The organism is Catellatospora coxensis, assembly GCF_016862635.1.
GTDB lineage: Bacteria > Actinomycetota > Actinomycetes > Mycobacteriales > Micromonosporaceae > Catellatospora > Catellatospora coxensis.
Map to the genome: position 1 here is coordinate 39,932 of NZ_BONI01000066.1, position 14,914 is coordinate 54,845.

At 72.1% G+C, this 14,914-nt stretch carries 12 protein-coding genes; 6 read left to right on the plus strand and 6 right to left on the minus strand.

Features of this window, described 5'->3' with window-relative positions; genetic code table 11:
* Positions 1-135: 135 nt before the first annotated feature.
* Together Cco03nite_RS30930 and Cco03nite_RS30935 are read left to right on the plus strand one after the other, a co-directional pair.
* Positions 136-492: a VOC family protein gene (locus tag Cco03nite_RS30930; protein WP_203696571.1), complete on the plus strand. Its 357-nt coding sequence runs from the start codon at positions 136-138 to the stop codon at positions 490-492.
* Positions 493-569: 77 nt separating this feature from the next.
* Positions 570-1,172, plus strand: a complete 603-nt coding sequence (locus Cco03nite_RS30935; protein WP_308440671.1) for an HAD family hydrolase — start codon at positions 570-572, stop codon at positions 1,170-1,172.
* A 60-nt stretch (positions 1,173-1,232) separates the two neighbouring features.
* Here Cco03nite_RS30935 and Cco03nite_RS30940 read toward each other — a convergent pair whose 3' ends face one another.
* Positions 1,233-4,562 (minus strand): S8 family serine peptidase, encoded by a 3,330-nt coding sequence (locus Cco03nite_RS30940; protein WP_203696575.1) that lies wholly within the window; start codon positions 4,560-4,562, stop codon positions 1,233-1,235.
* A 358-nt stretch (positions 4,563-4,920) separates the two neighbouring features.
* Complete coding sequence (locus Cco03nite_RS30945) at positions 4,921-5,373, minus strand: MarR family winged helix-turn-helix transcriptional regulator (RefSeq protein ID WP_203696583.1); 453 nt, start codon at positions 5,371-5,373, stop codon at positions 4,921-4,923.
* Between the two features lie 59 nt (positions 5,374-5,432).
* On the opposite strand from Cco03nite_RS30945, the gene Cco03nite_RS30950 reads away from it, so the two are divergent.
* Positions 5,433-6,548, plus strand: a complete 1,116-nt coding sequence (locus Cco03nite_RS30950) for a hypothetical protein (RefSeq protein WP_203696585.1) — start codon at positions 5,433-5,435, stop codon at positions 6,546-6,548.
* A 4-nt stretch (positions 6,549-6,552) separates the two neighbouring features.
* Here Cco03nite_RS30950 and Cco03nite_RS30955 read toward each other — a convergent pair whose 3' ends face one another.
* Complete coding sequence (locus Cco03nite_RS30955; protein ID WP_203696587.1) at positions 6,553-7,056, minus strand: hypothetical protein; 504 nt, start codon at positions 7,054-7,056, stop codon at positions 6,553-6,555.
* A gap of 47 nt (positions 7,057-7,103) precedes the next feature.
* On the minus strand, positions 7,104-7,403 hold the full coding sequence (locus Cco03nite_RS30960) for a hypothetical protein (protein WP_203696589.1): 300 nt from the start codon (positions 7,401-7,403) through the stop codon (positions 7,104-7,106).
* Positions 7,404-7,620: 217 nt separating this feature from the next.
* Here Cco03nite_RS30960 and Cco03nite_RS30965 point away from each other — a divergent pair, with 217 nt between their 5' ends.
* From Cco03nite_RS30965 to Cco03nite_RS30975, 3 genes are all read left to right on the plus strand, one after another.
* Positions 7,621-8,562: an alpha/beta hydrolase gene (locus Cco03nite_RS30965; protein WP_203696591.1), complete on the plus strand. Its 942-nt coding sequence runs from the start codon at positions 7,621-7,623 to the stop codon at positions 8,560-8,562.
* Positions 8,563-8,821: 259 nt separating this feature from the next.
* On the plus strand, positions 8,822-10,480 hold the full coding sequence (locus Cco03nite_RS30970; protein WP_203696593.1) for a beta-1,3-glucanase family protein: 1,659 nt from the start codon (positions 8,822-8,824) through the stop codon (positions 10,478-10,480).
* A 190-nt stretch (positions 10,481-10,670) separates the two neighbouring features.
* Positions 10,671-12,803: a bifunctional diguanylate cyclase/phosphohydrolase gene (locus Cco03nite_RS30975; protein ID WP_203696601.1), complete on the plus strand. Its 2,133-nt coding sequence runs from the start codon at positions 10,671-10,673 to the stop codon at positions 12,801-12,803.
* 222 nt (positions 12,804-13,025) lie between these two features.
* Here Cco03nite_RS30975 and Cco03nite_RS30980 read toward each other — a convergent pair whose 3' ends face one another.
* On the minus strand, positions 13,026-14,048 hold the full coding sequence (locus Cco03nite_RS30980) for a LacI family DNA-binding transcriptional regulator (protein ID WP_239167798.1): 1,023 nt from the start codon (positions 14,046-14,048) through the stop codon (positions 13,026-13,028).
* Positions 14,049-14,184: 136 nt separating this feature from the next.
* Positions 14,185-14,914, minus strand: a 730-nt coding sequence (locus tag Cco03nite_RS30985) for a substrate-binding domain-containing protein (protein ID WP_203696605.1), incomplete at its 5' end; no start/stop codon positions are given.

The following is a 14,914-nucleotide window of genomic DNA, read 5'->3' on the forward strand; positions in this document are numbered from 1 at the left end:
CGCACCGGCGTTCCGTGGCCGGTTCCGTGGCCGCCACGGATGTCCGCGCACCTCGGAAACGACAAGCTTTAGGCAGTTCCCCGGCAGACAGCCTGCTGAACGGGCCGCGACGGCCCACGACCCACAGGAGTGACCATGACCGCCTCGTCCACCCTTGGCGCCAAGACCGTGCTGCACCCCGTGTCCGACCTCGCCGCCGCCAAGGCCGTGTACAGCGCCCTGCTCGGGGTGGCGCCGCAGACCGACTCCGCCTACTACGTCGGCTTCGACGCCGCAGGCCAGCAGATCGGCCTGGTGCCCGCCGACGGGCCGCAGGGCCTGACCGCGCCGGTCACCTACTGGCACGTGCCGGACATCGAGGCGAAGCTCGCCGAGGTGACCGCCGCGGGCGCGACCGTGCGGCAGCCCGCGCAGGACGTCGGCGGCGGCCGCCTCGTGGCCACGTTCACCGATCCCGACGGCAACGTGCTCGGCCTGATCCAGGACTGCTGAAGGCACCCGCTCAAAAACGGTCAGGGCGGCCCGGATGATCCGGGCCGCCCTGACCCGCGGGTAGCCTGCTGCGAGTGATGCTGCCGCTGCCGCCCGGGGAGTTCCGGGCCTACCTGTTCGACTGCGACGGCACCGTCGCCGACTCGATGCCGTTGCACTACCGCGCCTGGTCGCAGGCGGTCGGTGAGTGGGGCTGCGACTTCCCGGAGGACCTGTTCTACGCGTGGGGCGGCCGTACGGTGCCCGACATCATCGCCGGCCTGAACGCCACTCGCGGCCTGGCGATGCCGGTGGCCGAGGTCGACGAGCGCCGCGAGGACCTGTACCAGCGGCTGCTGCCGCAGCTGACCGCGGTGCCGGAGGTGCTCGCGCACATCGAGCACGCCCACGGGCGGGTCCCGTTCGCGGTCGTCTCCGGGGGCGCCCGCGCGTCGGTCAGCGCGTCGCTGGACAGGCTGGGCCTGCTGGACCGGTTCGACCTGATGGTGTGCGCGGAGGACTACACCCGGGCCAAGCCGGACCCGGAGGCGTTCCTGCTGGCCGCCGCGGGGCTAGGGGTCGCGCCGGAGCACTGCGTGGTGTTCGAGGACACCGACCTGGGCGTCGCCGCGGCGACCGCGGCGGGCATGGCGTGGGTACGCGTGCCGCCGCCCTGGCAGCGCGGGACCGTGCCGGCCTGACCCGCCCACGGAAAAGCCGGGGTGCGCAGGTTCGCGCACCCCGGCTTCAGTTCACTCCGGTCAGGGCTGCAGACCGGCGGTGCCGGGCCGCTGCACGATGACCGCGGAGTTGACCACGGTGACACCGGGCACGGTCGAGGCGGTCATCTCGGTGGTGAGAGCGCCGAAACCGGTCTGGATGCCGCGGACGTTGATCGTGTAGGACACCGTGCCGCCCGGAGCCGGGTCGGTGCTGGTGACGACCAGGTCCTCGGTCGGCAGGGTGCCGACCGGGAGCTGCTCGCCGCCGGTGCCGTCCGCGCTCTCCGCGCCCACGATGTACGCCTGACCACCCGGGTCGGCGGGCAGCGCGGCCGCGTCGTACGCGTACGAGATGTCCTGGGTGCCGTTGACGCCGATCCAGATCTGGAAGTGGCGGTTGGAGTTGGTGCCCCACACGTCCACCTGCCACTCGATGACCAGCCAGGTGCTGACGCCGTCGGTCAGCGTCGCCACCCGCGCGCCCTCGTCGTTGGTGCCGTCGAGGTCGCTCCAGAACGGGGCCAGCACGTTGTTCGGGCGGGCCGGGTCCGGGATCTGGGTCAGGTTGCAGCAGTTGTTGTCCTCGCTGGTCGCGCCGCCGACGACGGCGTAGCCGTTGGAGAGGACACCGATGCTGGTGTACGTGATGCCGTTGTACACGTACGGCGGCACGTTGTAGTTGATGATGGACTCGTCACCGAGCGGGTCCGGCGCGATGCCGAACGCCGCCAGCGGGAGGTAACCCGCCGGTCCCGCACCAGGGGCGATCGACGGAACGCCCGGCTTGGCGCCGGCGAGCGTGACGTCGTTCTTGGTGACCAGCCACGGGGTGCTCACGGTCGCGCCGGTCGCGCCGGTGGCCTTGAGCTTGCCGTTGAGCATCGTCTTGAGGTCGACGTCGGCGTCGGCGAACGCGTTGTTCGTCGCGGTCACCGTGCAGGTGGTGTTGCCCGACAGCGGGATGGTGCCCGCGGCGCAGGTGCTGGCCAGGCTGACGTTGCCCTGCTGCGGCACGAAGGCCACCGGCAGGTGCAGGGTCGGCATGCCGGCCCGGGTCGCGTCGAGGTCGATCTGGCCGAAGTACTGCCCGGTGGGCGCGCTCGACTCGATGGTGACCTTCAGCTTCACGGACTTGCCCGGGTTCAGCGTGAACGTCGCCGGCGCCACAGTGATCTTGCTACCGGCCGGGGCCGTCGCGGTGACCTTGTAGCTCTGGGCCTTGTTGCTCACGTTGGTCGCGGTGCGGAACGTGGACAGCCGGCCCGGCAGGGTCGGCACGTTGATCGACGGCAGGTTCAGGTGCACCGCCGCGAGCGGGTCGTTGCCCAGCGCGAACATCCGCTCGGCGGTCTCGTCGAAGGTGATGCCCGGGTTGGACGCCTTCGTCAGGTCCAGGCGGCCCGCACCGTGGTCGAACGGGTCGGCCGGGGTGACCGTGTCCTCCTTGACGACCGACGTCTTCGCCGTGGTCATCATGGCGGACTTGATCTGGCCGGGCGTCCACGTGGGGTGCGCGGCCTTGAGCAGCACGGCCGCGCCCGCGATGTGCGGGGCGGACATGGACGTGCCGGCGATGGCCTGGAAGTACTCGCCCGCCGGGCCGCCCTCGACGGCGTCGGGGGTGGGCGTGTTGCCCGCCAGGATCTGCACGCCCGGGGCGGTGATGTCGGGCTTGATGCCCAGCCCGCCCGGGCCGCGCGACGAGAACGCCGCCATCACGTCGGCCTGGCCGTTCTGCTTCTGGCCGGCGGTGAAGGACGCGGTCACGCCGGCGGGGTGCGCCGCCACGAACGCGTTGAACTGCGCGCCGTCGGCCAGGTGCACCGTCGGCAGGTAGTGGTTGTCGGTCTCGATGTCGGCCAGGGCGGGGTTGAACAGGATCATGCCTGCCGCGCCGCCCGCCTTGACGTTGTAGCCCTTCTCCACGCGGGCGTTGCCGCCACGCTGGCAGGCCACGATCTTGCCGGCGACCGACGCCGGGGCGGCGGTCGTGCACAGCGGGTCGCCGTACGACGACGACAGCACCACGGGCAGCTCGGCGACACCGGCGGTGATCGACGCGCCGTGCAGCACCAGGGTGTCCGCACCCGACTTGAGGGTCAGCGTGGACACGAACTCGCGGACCTGGGTCGACGCCGCGACCGTGGTGACCCACGGGGACACGTGGTCGGTGGTCGCCGAGCCCGGACCGGAGTTGCCGGCCGAGGCCGACACGAAGACACCGGCCGCGTACGCGTCGAGGAAGGTGAGCTCCACCGGGTCGGTGAACGGGTTGCTGCCACCGGAGATCGAGTAGTTGATCACCGATACGCCGTCGAGGATCGCCTGCTGCGCGGCGGCGGCCAGGTCGGAGCTGTAGCCGCCCTGCGGGCCGAGGGCCTTGTACACCGACACCCACGCACCCGGGGCGACGCCGTTCAGAGGTCCGCGCTCGACGCCGAACACCGTCGCCGAGGTGAGCTTGTTGCCCGCCGCGGTGGACGCGGTGTGCGTGCCGTGGCCGCCGCTGTCGCGCGCCGACGGGTACAGGTCGTCACCGGTCTGCGCGTCGTAGGTGTCGAGGAACTTGCCGCCGCCGATGAGCTTGTTGTTGCAGACGAACACGTCCGTGGCGGGGGTCAGCGGGTTGTCGCCGAAGTTGCAGGTACGCGGCGTGCCGTCGGCCTTGGCCGGCGGAGCGCCCAGGTTGCCCTGGTCGGCGAAGGACGGGTGCTCCGGCCACGCACCGGTGTCGATGACACCGATGATGATGCCCTTGCCCGCGTTGGCGGTGCCGCCCAGGCCGGGGTAGAGCGAGGTCGCGCCGATGAACGGGGCGCTGGCGTCGGTGAGCGTCTGGCGCAGCTCGTCCTTCTGCACCGCGGACACACCGGGGATCTTCAGCACGTCGGCGATCTTGTTGGCGGGCACGACCGCCGCGACGCCGCCGTACACGGTGCGCAGCCGCTGCCCGGCCTTGGCGCCCTTGACGTTGCCGAGGGCCTTGACGAACGCGTCCTCACGCTGGGCGAGGTAGCCCTCGTAGCGCTTCTCCGCGGCGTTGCCCGACAGCTTCTTGCCGGTGACGCGCGGGCTGGTCGCGGCGTAGCCGTCGATGCCGCCGGCGTAGGTCGCCACGGCGTCGACGTCGAGCTTCACCAGCACCGGCACCAGGGCGGTGTCGGTGCGGCCGAGCAGCGACGGGTCGGTCTGCGCGAGCCGGCTGCTGGGGGTCTTGTCCGCCGTGATGTGCGACGTCGCGGTCACCTTGTTCGCCTTGAAAGGCGAGGGCTGCGGGGCCGCCATTCCGGCAGTTGTCCACGTCGCGCCGGTCAGCGGCACGACGAGGACCCCCACGAACGCAGCTCGTAGCCACTTGGGTGGTCTCATCCGGACACCTTTCTAGGGCCTTAGCGGAGATGGCGGCGCACGGAGCCGCAGAGCGGTCCGGAACAGGAGAGCGCCGCTAGGGGGAATGCGAAGGGATCGTTGCACGAGAAGGCAATCCGGCACCAGTGTCCCAACGGTCGGAAGCCCGTCCCTGAGCGTCCGAACTGGATACAAACGATGCGCGCGCAAGAACCGAACCGGCAGCGTATGCCCAGCTGAAGGCCGGTTCCGATGGCGCAATCAAAAACAGCCGCGCGAGCGCGGCCGTTTCTCCGAGGCATGTCGATCCGGCCGGTCGATGCAGGGAAGCGACACGCGCATCCTCCGGCCTTTTCCGGACATTTCTTGGTTCACCCGGTCATCGGGCGGCGTCGTCCGGCGCCTTTCCCGCGGCGAGGTGGCGCAGCACGCGGTGGAAGACCGCCCAGTCGCTCGCGCCGACCTCGTCGCGCCAGCGCTGCTCGGTCTCGGCGAGGATCTCCAGGATGCGCGCCTGCAGGCGCAGGCCCTTGGCCGTGGGGCGGACGATGCGGGCGCGCCGGTCGGCGGGATCCGGGTCGACGTGCAGGAAGCCGGCCTGCTGCATGGTGGCGACGAACTCGCCGAGGGACTGCTTGGTCATGCCGACGCGGGCGGCGAGTTCGGTGGGCCGCAGGCCCTCGGCGGGGGTCATCGACAGCAGGCGCAGGTGGGAGCCGCGCAGGTGGTGCGGCTCGTCGGCGACCTCGGCCTCCATGCCCCGCCGGCCGGCGGTGAGGGCCTGTCCCAACAGGTCGAACACGTGCGGGTGAGCGCCGTTGACCGAACTCATCAGGCTACCTTACTATCTCTCCAAGTCGTCAGGTAGCCTTACTATCCCCGGAGCCGGTGATGGAACTGTCCGCAACGGAAGTGGCCGAGGTCGCCAAGCTCGTGCTCGGCACGGACATCGAGCCCGGCGCCTGGCGCGTCGAGCCGATCGCCTACCAGTCCGGTTCCCCCGCCACCGGCGGCCTCGCCCGCGTACGCGGCACCGGCGGCGGCCGCCCGTGGAGCGTCTTCGTCAAGCTGGTGCACCACGCCCGGCACTGGCCGCTGCTGCACCTGGTGCCGGAGGTCTTCCGGGCCGAGCTCGTCGACAACCTGCCCTGGCGGCAGGAGCTGGCGATGTGGGAGCCGCCGTTCGCCGGGCACCTGCCCGACGGGCTGCGGGTCCCCCTCCTGTACCGGATCACCGAGCTGGACGACGACCGGCTGCTGCTGTGGATGGAGGACGTCGACGCCATCGCCGACGCCGAGTGGACCCTCGACCACTACCGGCGTGCCGCCACGGCGCTCGGCGGGCTCGCCGCGCGGCGCAGCACCCCGGAGCTGCTCGCCGGGGCGGGTGAGCCGGGCTGGGCGCTGCGGATGCTGGTCGGCAACCGGGTCATGCGCGGCTCGGTCCCCGCCCTGGCGGACGACCGGATCTGGGCGCACCCGCTGGTCGTGTCCACGGTCGACGCCCGGCTGCGCGACGACCTGCGCCGCATCGCCGCGGCCCTGCCCGAGATCATGGACCGGCTCGACGCGCTGCCGCAGGCGCTCGCGCACGGCGACGCCAGCCCGCAGAACCTGCTGGCCCCGCGCGGGGAGCCGGGCACGTTCGTGGCCATCGACGTCGCGTTCCAGTGCCCGCTCGCGATCGGCTTCGACCTCGGCCAGCTGCTGGTCGGCCTGGCCCACGCCGGGCACGTGGCGGCCGCCGCGCTACCGGCGATCCACGACGTGCTCGTGCCTGCCTACCTCGAAGGAATGCGCGCCCACGGCGTCGACGCCGACCCCGACGCGGTCGCCTACGGCTATGTCGGGGGGCTGGCCGCCCGCGCCGCCCTCACCTCGCTGCCGTACGAGACCCTGGGCGCCCCGCAGACCGAGCAGCTCACCACCCTGTGGCGGCAGCGCGCCGCGCTCACCCGGTTCCTCGCCGACCTCAGCCTCACCCTGATCCAGCCCGTCCCCGCCTAGCGGGTCAGCGGCTGTCGCGGCCGGCCTGGCGGCGGGCTCCGGCGGCCCGGGACGAGGCCTGGCGTTTGCGCAGGCCCGGCGAGTCCGGTGACCGGTCGGCGACCTGGCTGCTCGGCCGGGCCTTCGCCGGCGGGCGGGAGGGCCGCGGCGGAGTGGTGTTGCGGCTCTCCTTGGCCAGCTGCAGGCGTTCGGCCTTGAGCTGCTGGGCGCTGGCTTTCGCGGCGACCGCGACGGCGCGGCTGACCCTGGCGAGCGCGTCCTCGAACACCTCGGCCTTCTGCCGGTCGCGGGTGCCCTTGGGGTTGGCCTTGCCCCGGCCCCCGGACTCGGCGACGCGCAGGCCCGACTGGCGGCGGTAGAGCTTGACGTACTTGTTGCGCGCCCGCCGGATGCGGTCGTGCAGGTCGAGCAGGCCGTCTTCGTCGAGGCCGGCGAGCCGCTCCCGCTCGGTCTCGCGGACGAGCATCGTCTCGTCCTCGGTGAGCGTGTTCATGATGGCTGTGCTCATGGGCTCCCCCGACCTCGCGCGGCGGTCTGTTCACGCACTGTCGCAGGTCATGGTATGTCCGAGGCGGACGGCGACGGGCGGGAATGCGACATCGGGCCGGTGCTCACGACAGGCGGGATGCGCTGGGTGTCGAGCAGGCCGGGCCATTCCGCGGCGAAGCGGCTCACCGCCTCCAGCGCCTTGAGCCGGTCCTTGCCCGCCTCCCGGGCCGCCTCGTCGTCGATCTTGGCACCCATCAGGCGGCCGTCCATCTCCCAGCGCGGGTAGCCGGCTAGGCGTCCGGCGGTCTGCACGGTGCGCGCCACGAACCGGCGCGACAGGTTGACGAGCTTTTCCTCGATCCCCACGGCAGCGCTCCCCTCATCCCCGGCTACCTGCGGAAACGACCGACGTTCCCCCTCGATCATGCGGCGGCGGCAGCTCGTTGCGCGAACGCTCTTTCAGCTTTGAGTCGTTTTGCGCATCGACGGACCGGACCGCAGCACATTGACGTACGTTGCCACAGCCCCCAAGATGTCTCTCTATACGAAACACTGTTTCGCCTACAGAAACGGGAGCATCGTCTTGAGAACATCGAGCCATCGTGTACGGCGTGCCGCCGTCGCCGCTCTCACCGCCGCCCTCGCCGCGGTGACCGCGGCGCTGGCCGTGCCCGCGCCCGCCTCCGCCGCCTACTCCTCCGTCGCCGTGTACGCGAGCACCGTCAACGGCGACGCCGCCGACGTCTACCACCCGGTCACCGGCTCGCCGCACGACCCGTGGCCGGTGGTGCTGCTGCTGCAGGGCGCCAACGTGGACAAGGCGCAGTACTCCGGCTACGCCGCCAAGGTCGCCTCGTACGGCTTCGCGGTCGTCGTGCCGAACCACTTCCAGGTGCTGTTCGGCCAGCCCGGCCTCTACGCCACCGGCGCGCAGGCCGGCTGGACCGTGACCTGGGCCCAGGCCGAGAACGCCCGCGCCGGCTCGCCGCTGCTGGGCGCGCTCGACCCGGGCAGGCTGCTGCTGCTCGGGCACTCGTTCGGCGGCGCGGCCGCGCTCAACCTGACCACCGGCCTGTGCACCCCGCCGTTCTGCACCGTGCCGTCGCCCGCTCCGCCGCAGCTGAAGGCGGTCGCGCTGTACGGCGCCAACAACACCCAGCCCGGCACCGGCACCACCCCGCCGGTGGCCAACACGGTCCCGGTCGCCCTGATCCAGGCGAACGCCGACGGCATCGGCAGCCCGGCGAACGGCTACGCCACCTACCAGGTGCTCGTCTCGCCGCCGAAGCTGTACGTGAGCCTGCTCGGGGCCAACCACTACGGCATCACCGACACGCAGAACCCGGCCGGCGCGCGGCCCGACCTGTCCCCGCAGACCCTCGCCCAGGCACAGAGCGTGGAGACCGCGGCCCGGTGGAGCGCCTACTGGCTGCGCGCCCAGCTCGGCGACCCGGTCGGCCAGGCCTGGGCGTACGGCTTCGGCGACCTCGTCGACGCCAACGTGACCACGGAGTTCGTGAACTGACCCGGAACCGGGACACCCGAGCCGGGCCGCGCCGTGCGCGCGACCCGGCTCATCATCGTTCACCGTCTATTGACCGGGATTTGCGCGCACCGTATCGTGAGAGCGCTCTCTCAAGCATTCGGAAACGCGCGTCATCGCGAGGTAGCCCTGAGTCGCGGTGACACCGGACCGGCCCGCGCCCGACCGGGCTTGGAGAGCGCTCTCGCAGTCGCCCGCTGCGGGATCCGTCCACCTCATCGAGAATGTGAGGTTCCGCGACATGCGTACCAGACGAAAAGTCCTCGGCGCGCTGGCCGCGACCGCGCTGGCAGTCCCGCTGGCCGTCGCCGCGACCGCCTCGCCCGCCCAGGCGATCGGACCCGACCCGCTCCCCGTCACCGTCACCAACAACACCGGCCGCGGCGACGCGGTCTACCTGTACGTCATCGGCGTACAGCTGTCCACCGGCCGGCTCGGCTACGTCAACGCCGCGGGCGCGTTCACGCCGTGGAGCGGCGGGCAGATCCCGCCGTCACCGGCCCCCGACGTGTCGATCGCCGGCCCCGGCAACGGCGGCAGCAGCACCATCCGCTTCCCGCGCGGTTTCTCCGGCCGGGCCTACTTCTCCTTCGGCGAGAAGCTCAAGTTCTTCCTCACCCCCGACGGCCTGGTCCAGCCCGCGCCGTGGGCGTCCGGCGACGCCAACTACAACATCCTGTTCGACTGGAGCGAGTTCACCTACAACGACGCCGGCCTGTGGATCAACAGTTCCCAGGTCGACATGTTCTCGGTGCCGCACGCGGTGACGGTGACCGGCGCGTCCGGGGCGACCAAGCGCACCGGTGACGTGGTCTCCAACGGGCGCAACAACGTGATCAGCCAGATCCGGGCGCAGTCGGGCTGGGCGAACACGGTCTACACCCGCCCGTCGGACGGCACGGTGCTGCGCGTGCTCGCCCCGGGCAAGGCGGCCGGGGCCGGGCTGTTCAGCGCCACCTACCTCGACGGGTACATCACCTCGGCGTGGAACGCGTACGCGTCCAAGACGCTGACCGTGGTGCCGTTCACCGACCAGCCCAACACCCGCTACTTCGGGCGGACCAGCGGCAGCGTCATGAATTTCACCAACTCGGCGGGCCAGCAGGTGGCGTCGTTCAACAAGCCGACCAGCGCCCACGTGTGGGGCTGCGACGGCAACCTGCAGGCGCCCAACGACCTGGTCGTCGGCCCGATCGCGCGCACCCTGTGCGCCGCGCTCAACCGCGGCACGCTGGGCACCATCGACACCCAGCCCAGCACCAACGCGGCCCAGTTCTACCAGAACAGCCCCACCAACCAGTACGCCAAGATCATTCACGCGAACATGGCCGACGGCAAGGCGTACGCGTTCGCCTTCGACGACGTCGGCGCGTTCGAGTCGCTGGTCCACGACGGCGACCCGCGCTCGGCGAGCATCGTGCTGAGCCCGTTCGGCGCGGGCGGGCCCCCGCCGAGCGGCCCGATCTCGTCGACCACCTGGTACAGCGTGATCAACAAGACCAGCAACAAGTGCGTCGACGCCCGCTCCTCGGGCACCGCGAACGGCACCGCGATCCAGCAGTACACCTGCAACAACAGCTTCGCCCAGCAGTACCTGTTCCAGCCGACCAGCGGCGGCTACGTGCGGATCAACAACCGCAACAACGCCAACCAGGTGCTCGACGTCAACGGGGTGTCCGGCGCCGACAACGCGCTGATCCACCTGTGGACCTACGGCGGGGGCAACAACCAGCAGTGGCTGCCCGTGTCCGAGGGCGGCGGGTACTACCACTTCGTGTCCCGGCACAGCGGCAAGTGCCTCGACGTCCCCGCGGCGTCGACGGCCGACAGCGTCCAGCTGGTGCAGTACACCTGCAACGGCACCGGGGCGCAGTCGTTCCGGTTGACCGCGCAGCCCTGACCGGGGCGGGGCGGTGCCGACGGGTGATCACCCGTCGGCACCGCCCGTCGGGGCGAACCTCGGGGAGCGCCCCCCGACCCGGAAACTGTGCCAGACTTGGACAGAGGGTAGTTTTCTCACCACCGGGAGGCTCGTCACGGCGGTAGACGAGGGCGCACTCGAGACCCGGACGGCCGGATGGGACCGGGTCGTGGTGAGCGTCGTGCTCACCGGCATCGCCTGGCTGGTGCTGTACGCGATCCTGCTGCGGACCACCCGCGACTCCCCCGACGCCTCCCGCCTGGTCGGCGAGGTGATCTACCTGGCGCCGATCGCGGCCGCGACGGCGCTGGCCGTCTACGCCGCCCGCCGCACCCGCCAGCGCGTCGGCACCGCCTGGCGGCTGCTGATCGTGTCGAACTCGCTGTGGCTCATCGGCGAGGCGACCTGGGCCGTGTACGCCTACACCTCGCCCGAGGGTGCGCCCGTGCCGTCGTTCGCCGACGCCGCCTACCTGCTCTCGTACGCCGTGGCGCTGCCTGCCATCGTGGTCGGCCTGGGCCTGGGCATGCTCGGCCGAACCCAGGGGCTGCTCGACGCCCTGCTCGTGGCCGCCGGCGCGGCGGCGATCGGCTGGCAGACCCTGATCAGCCCGCTCGTGCCCAGCAGCTGGACCGTGCCCGCCCTGGTCACCTTCCTCTATCCGGTGTTCTCGGTGAGCATCGTCAGCATCCTGGTGGCGGTCCTGCTCAGCGGCGCGCGCCAGGTGCCCCGCTCGATCATCCTGGTGGGCGCCGCGTTCGGCCTGTCCGCCGTCACCGACGGCGCGTACGCCTACCTGACCGCCGTCGACAAGTACCAGAGTTCCAGCTGGGTGAACCTCGGCTGGCAGATCGAAGCCGTCCTGCTGTGCGTGGCGGCCGTCGTGGCCGGCCGCCGGCGTGAGGCCGACCAGCCCCGCGCCCTCGACCCAGACCTGGCGTTCCTGCCGGCCGTGGTGGCCGTGCTCGCCGTCGGCGGCCTCGCCGTCGCCGACCTCGTGCTGGTCGGCCGGCTCAGCCTGGTGACGCTCGTGGTCACCATGGTGTTGCTGCTGGGCCTGCTGGTACGCCAGGTGGTCGCCACCCGGGACCGGGCCCGGCTCACCCAGGGGCTGCGCACCGCCGCGATAACCGACCAGCTCACCGGCCTGTACAACCGCCGCTTCTTCAAAGAGATGATCGACGTCGAGGCCGACCACGCCGAACGGCGCCGCCTGCCGCTCAGCCTCATCCTCATCGACCTGGACCACTTCAAGGAGGTCAACGACACCTACGGCCACACGGTCGGCGACGCGGTGCTCGCCGACGTCGCCCAGCGGCTGCGCCGGGAGGTGCGCGGCAGCGACCTGCTGTGCCGCTACGGCGGCGAGGAGTTCGTCTGCCTGCTGCCCGGCACCCCCGCCCCGGCCGCGTACGAGCTGGCCGAACGGCTGCGGCAGACCCTGCGCAGCACCCCGACGGCCATCGCCGGGGTGCCCGAACCCGTGACGCTCACCGCCTCGCTCGGGGTCGCCACCGACGAGCCCGGGCGCGGCCGGATCGACACCGACGCCCTCATCGACGAGGCCGACCAGGCCGTCTATCGCGCCAAGGCGCTCGGCCGGGACCGCGTCGTCGGCTCCGGCCAGCCCGCGGCGACCGCCGCGGACCCGGTCACCGACCTGCCCTCGGCGCTGGTGTGGATGGCCGACCGGATCGACCGGGCGCTGGGCGACCAGCAGTGCGCCGCCGCGGTGTCGCGCTGGGCGTTTCGCACGGCGTCGCGGCTCGGGCTGGACGAGGCCACCCAGCGCCGCACCGCGGCCGCCGCCCGGGTGCACGACATCGGCCGGATCACCAGCCTGGCCGCACACCAGCCCGACGAGCCGCGCGGCGTCGGCCGGGCCGAAGACCTCGGCCATCCGGCGCAGGGCGCACGCCTGCTCGTCGAGCTGGCCGGACGTCCCGACCTGGCACAGCTGGTCGCTGCGCACCACGAGCGCCACGACGGAGCCGGCTACCCGTACGGCCTGGCCGGCTCGGACATCCCGGTCGGCGCGCGGATCATCGCCGTGTGCGACGCCTGGGCCGTGCTGCGCAGCGGCGACCCGGGCCCGCCGGGGGCGCCGCCGCCGGACGGTCGCGACGAACTGGCCCGGGGGCGGGGCACCCGATTCGACCCTGCGGTCCTGGACGCGTTCCTGTCCCTGCTCGACGACGGCGCGCTCGACGACCCGGCGCGTTTCACCGAGCCGGGTGCCGCGCCGCCCGCCGTGCCGGCCTCCGCCGTCGCCGGAACCGAGCAGCGCACAGCGCCTCGCTGAGCCCGGCCGCCCGCGGCAGGCGCTACGAGCCGGTGCGCCCGGCAGCGGCGGCGGCCTGATCGGGGCCGCCGCCGCCGCACCCGGTATGCGGGCCTGACCGGGCAGGTGGCTCCGCATCGGAGAGTCACTTCGAGAGCTGGGCACACATCGATGGAGGTGATCACCATCCTGGGCGCCCGGCCGAGAAGGAGTCAAGAGCTTCCGGAAACTATCGGCGTATCCCTATCGAACGCGGGGCGGCGCGGCGCTGTCGCGTACGACGAGTTCGGTGGCCAGCTCCATCCGCGGGCTCTCCACGTGCTCACCCCTGGCCAGGCGGAGCACCGTGCGGGCGGCGACCATGCCCATCTCGGCGAGGGGCTGGCGGACCGTCGTCATCGGCGGCGACGACCAGCGCACCTCGGGCAGGTCGTCGAAGCCGACGACGCTGACGTCGTCGCCGACCCGCAGGCCCTGCTGGCGTACGGCCTCGTACACGCCGAGCGCCATCTGGTCGCAGGAGGCGAAGATCGCCGTCGGCGGGTCGGGCAGCCGCAGCAGGTGCGTGCCGCCGGCGAAGCCGGACTCGTGGTAGAAGTCGCCCTGGTAGACGAGCCCGTCGTCGATCGGCAGCCCGGCCGACTCCATGGCGGCGCGGTAGCCGTCCATCCGGGCCCGGCTGCACATCAGCTGGGGCAGGCCGGTGATGAACCCGATGCGCCGGTGGCCGAGCCGGATCAGGTACTCCGTGGCGGCCAGGCCGCCGGCCCAGTTGGTGGCGCCGACGGTGGGCGCGTCCTGCTGCGGGATGCCGTCGGCGTCGACGAGCACCACCGGGATGTTGAGCCGGCGCAGCTCCGCCTGCAGCGGCGGCTCGACCATCGACGTCACGAAGATGACGCCCTCGGTGGCCCGGTTGCGCACGCCGTCGAGCCACTGCTTGGCCGAAGCGTTGCGCCGGTGGATGGCCGAGACGACGGTGCCGACGCCGGCGGCGTGCGCGACGTCCTCGACCCCGCGGATGATCTCGACGGCCCACGGGCTGTCGAGGTCGGGGAAGACCAGGTCCAGCAGACCGGAGCTGGTGCGCGCGGCCGACGGGCGGCGGCGGTAGCCGTGCCGGGTGAGCAGTTCCTCGACCCGTTCACGGGTCTGCACGGCCACATCGGAGCGGCCGTTGAGCACGCGCGAGACCGTGGGCACGGACACCCCGGCCAGGTCGGCGATCGCGGCGATGGTGACCTTGCGCGTTTCTTTCTCAGCCACAGAAAGCTCCTCGGGACCGGCGCGACGGCAGGGGGTGCCGCCGCAACGGCCGCCGGTCAGGGTCCGGCAGCCTGGGCTCAGCGTAGTCATGAAAGTTTCGCACGACTACCGATACTCGTTACCGGTCCTGATTCTGTCAGCTCCGCGGGGCTGCGGCGCTGTCGCGTACGACCAGCTCGGTGGCCAGCTCCACCCGCGGGCTCTCGACCTTCTCCCCCTGGGCCAGGCGCAGCACGGTGCGCGCGGCCAGCAGGCCCATCTCGGCCAGCGGCTGGCGGACCGTGGTCAGCGGTGGCGAGGACCAGCGGACCTCGGGCAGGTCGTCGAAGCCGACGACGCTGATGTCGTCGGCGACGCGCAGGCCGCGGCGACGGACGGCCTCGTACACGCCCAGGGCCATCTGGTCGCTGGAGGCGAAGATCGCGGTGGGCGGGTCGGGCAGCCGCAGCAGCTGGCTGCCGCCCGAGAAACCGGCCTCGTGGTAGAAGTTGCCGGGATGGACGAGCTTGTCGTCGACCGCGAGGCCGGCGGCCTCCAGCGCGGCCCGGTAGCCGTCGATGCGGGCTCGGCTGCACATCAGCTGCGGCGGCCCGGCGATGAAACCGATGCGGGTGTGGCCGAGGCCGATCAGGTATTCGGTGGCGCGCAGCGCACCGGCCCAGTTGGTCGCGCCGATGGTCGGCGCCTCCTGCGGGGGCACCCCCGCCGGGTCGACGATGACCACGGGGATGTTGAGGCGGCGCAGTTCGGCCTGCAACGGTGGCTCCAACGTGGACGTCACGAAGATGACGCCCTCCGTGGAGCGGGTGCGCAGGTTCTCCAGCCACTGCTTGGCCGCCGAGGTGCGCCGGTGGATCGCGGACACC